The sequence below is a fragment of the uncultured Microbacterium sp. genome (assembly GCF_913776565.1).
In the GTDB taxonomy this organism is placed as follows: domain Bacteria; phylum Actinomycetota; class Actinomycetes; order Actinomycetales; family Microbacteriaceae; genus Microbacterium.
This window is the reverse complement of record NZ_CAJYPF010000162.1, coordinates 1-2,742: the sequence shown is the minus strand read 5'-3', so window position 1 is coordinate 2,742 and position 2,742 is coordinate 1. Positions and strand designations below refer to the sequence as shown.

Below are 2,742 nucleotides of genomic sequence, written 5' to 3'. Positions count from 1 at the left end.
CATCGATGTCGAGCCCGCCTCCGTCGACGTGCTCCGCGCCGTCGCCACCGGGTCGGTCCCGGTGCAGGCCGACGTCGCCGAAGAAGAGGACTACTGCCCCGTCGTCATCCGCCAGAAGGAGTTCGAGGCGGAATGGATGACGGTCGAGGAAGCCGTCGACCGCATGGAGCTCGTCGGCCACGACTTCTTCCTGTTCATCGACGCCCGCACCGACCACCCGAGCGTCGTCTACCGCCGCAAAGGATGGGACTACGGCGTGATCGAGCTCACGACACAGGCGTCGCCGATGGTGTCCGTGGCGTCCTGACCCCCGCATGAACGACGCCCCCGGCCGCATGGCCGGGGGCGTCGTTCATGCGGGAGACGGGCTCAGCCGTCGAAGATGTCGCCGAGCAGCGAACCGATCACCAGGCCGCCGAGCATGCCGCCGACCATATTGCCGCCGCCCATGCCGCCGCCGCGACCGTATCCGCCGCCCCGGCCGTAGCCGTTGCCGCCCCAGTCATCGGGGCGGGACTGCTCGATGTCGCGCTGGGCGATCTGCAGAGCCTCGGATGCCAGCGACCCGGCGCGTCGCGCGGTGGCGAGCACCGTCTCGCGCTGATCCTCGGCGACGGGGCCGAGGGGGAGGCCGGCGCGCAGACGTTCGGCCTCGACGAAACGGGTGCGCGCGTCGGCGCCGATCCAGCCGCGGTGGCCGGTGATCAGGCCGCGCGCCACGGCGAGCTGACGGTCGGCGTCATCGATCGCGTGCTCGACCTGGTCCTGGGAGGGAACGGGTCGTGCGGCGCGCTCGCGCGCGAGATCCAGATCGGCATTGGCCTGGCGGAGCGACGACAGTGCCGCGAAGGGATCGCTGCGCGTGCCCGAGGCCGGCAGCGCGGTCAGCGCCTGCTGCAGCGCGGCCATCGCCTGCGTGACGGCGGGCGTCTGGGCGCCCTGGCGGGCCTCGACGAGATCGTTGCGGGAGTCGTCGACGACGGCGGCGAGCGTCGATTCCGCGCGCAGGGCCTCGATCTCGAAGGTGTCCACGGCATCCAGGAGGGATTCGGCCCGACGGGCGGCCTCGGTCGCCGCTTCGAGGGCGACCGACGCCTGCTCGCGCTGACCTGCCTCGCGACGGCGCTCGGAGACGGATGCCGTGTGCACCGCGAAGTCCAGCAGCTGCTGAATCTCGTCGGGGTTGCCGCCGATCTGCGCGAGCGCGGAGTCGCTGTAACGGCGCGACAGACGCTCGACGACCTCGCGCGCGGCGGGGATGCGTGCGGCGAGGCGTTCGCGGTCGGCTCGGACGCGAGCGAGCGTCTCGGGGGCGCGGCGTACCGCGTCGATCTTGGGTTGGAGCACCTGCGTGCGCTCCTCGAGCAGATCCTCGGCCCATTCCGAGAGCTGGATGATCCGCGCATTGCGCGTGCGCAGCTCTTCTTTGGTGTCGGGGATCTCGTCGTGGTTCAGCTGGTGCAGCTGGAACGCCTCGGCGAGGTGGGTGCGGACCGAGTCCAGCGCCGCGGCGAGGTCCTCGGTGGCCTTGTCGCCGAGCTCGGCGCGGGCGAAGTCGAGCTCGTCCGAGGTGAGTCGCACGCGTTCGTCGGCGGCGACGATCGCCAACTCCGCCCGGCGTGCCAGATCGGCATCCGCCGCGTCCTGTTCTTCGCGCTTCCTCTTGCCCCAGAAACCGGCCATGCACCGATCCTAGGCGGCGGCCTCCGGGGCGTCGCCGTGTGTTCGCTACGGGCGCGCACGCAGATGTGCGGGTTGCGGCCTCCTCGCAGGTCACGAACGGGTAACACGGATAACATGAGCCGTGTATGCCTGTTCGCAGGCCGGCGTCCGCGCGGGCGCCGCACCCGACAGATGGAGATTCTTCGTGGCAAATCCGCTCGAGAAACTGCTGCGCGCCGGCGAAGGCCGCATCCTGCGTCGCCTGCAGGGCGTGGTGAAGGCGACCGGGGCGCTCGAGGAGGACTACGAGCAGCTCACCGACGACGAGCTGCGCAACGAGACGATCGAGCTGCGCGCCCGCTACGAGGCCGGCGAGACGCTCGACCAGCTCATGCCCGAGGCGTTCGCGGCCGTCCGCGAGGCCGCCAAGCGCACGCTCGGTCAGCGCCCGTACGACGTGCAGATCATGGGCGGCGCGGCCCTGCACCTCGGCAACATCGCCGAGATGAAGACCGGTGAGGGCAAGACCCTGACCGCGGCCCTGCCCGCCTACCTGAACGCGATCGCCGGCAAGGGCGTCCACGTCATCACCGTGAACGACTTCCTCGCGAGCTACCAGTCCGAGCTCATGGGTCGCGTCTACCGCGCCCTCGGCATGACGACGGGCACCGTCGTCGCGGGGCAGACCCCCGAGGTGCGCCGCGAGCAGTACGAGGCCGACATCAGCTACGGCACGAACAACGAGTTCGGCTTCGACTACCTGCGCGACAACATGGCCTGGCGCAAAGAAGACCTGGTGCAGCGCGGCCACTTCTTCGCGATCGTCGACGAGGTCGACTCGATCCTCATCGACGAGGCGCGCACCCCGCTGATCATCTCGGGCCCGGCATCCGGCGAGGCCAACCGTTGGTTCGCCGAGTTCGCCAAGCTCGCCCGCACCCTCGAGGCCGGCGTCGACTACGAGGTCGACGAGAAGAAGCGCACCATCGGCGTGCTCGAGCCCGGCATCGAGAAGGTCGAGGACTACCTCGGCATCGACAACCTCTACGAGTCGGCGAACACCCCGCTGATCTCGTTCCT

3 protein-coding genes are annotated in these 2,742 nt (G+C 70.2%); 2 read left to right on the top strand and 1 reads right to left on the bottom strand.

Annotated features, from left to right (window positions below; all coding sequences use genetic code 11):
• Positions 1–307: sigma 54 modulation/S30EA ribosomal C-terminal domain-containing protein (locus QZ433_RS08935; protein WP_295782159.1), on the top strand; the 307-nt coding region annotated here is incomplete at its 5' end.
• A 62-nt stretch (positions 308–369) separates the two neighbouring features.
• Here the strand turns inward: QZ433_RS08935 and QZ433_RS08930 are convergent.
• The gene (locus tag QZ433_RS08930; RefSeq protein ID WP_295782157.1) at positions 370–1,683 is read right to left on the bottom strand and encodes a hypothetical protein; all 1,314 of its coding nucleotides are present in this window, start codon (positions 1,681–1,683) and stop codon (positions 370–372) included.
• Between the two features lie 184 nt (positions 1,684–1,867).
• On the opposite strand from QZ433_RS08930, the gene QZ433_RS08925 reads away from it, so the two are divergent.
• On the top strand, positions 1,868–2,742 hold an 875-nt coding region (locus tag QZ433_RS08925; protein ID WP_366761911.1), incomplete at its 3' end, for a DEAD/DEAH box helicase.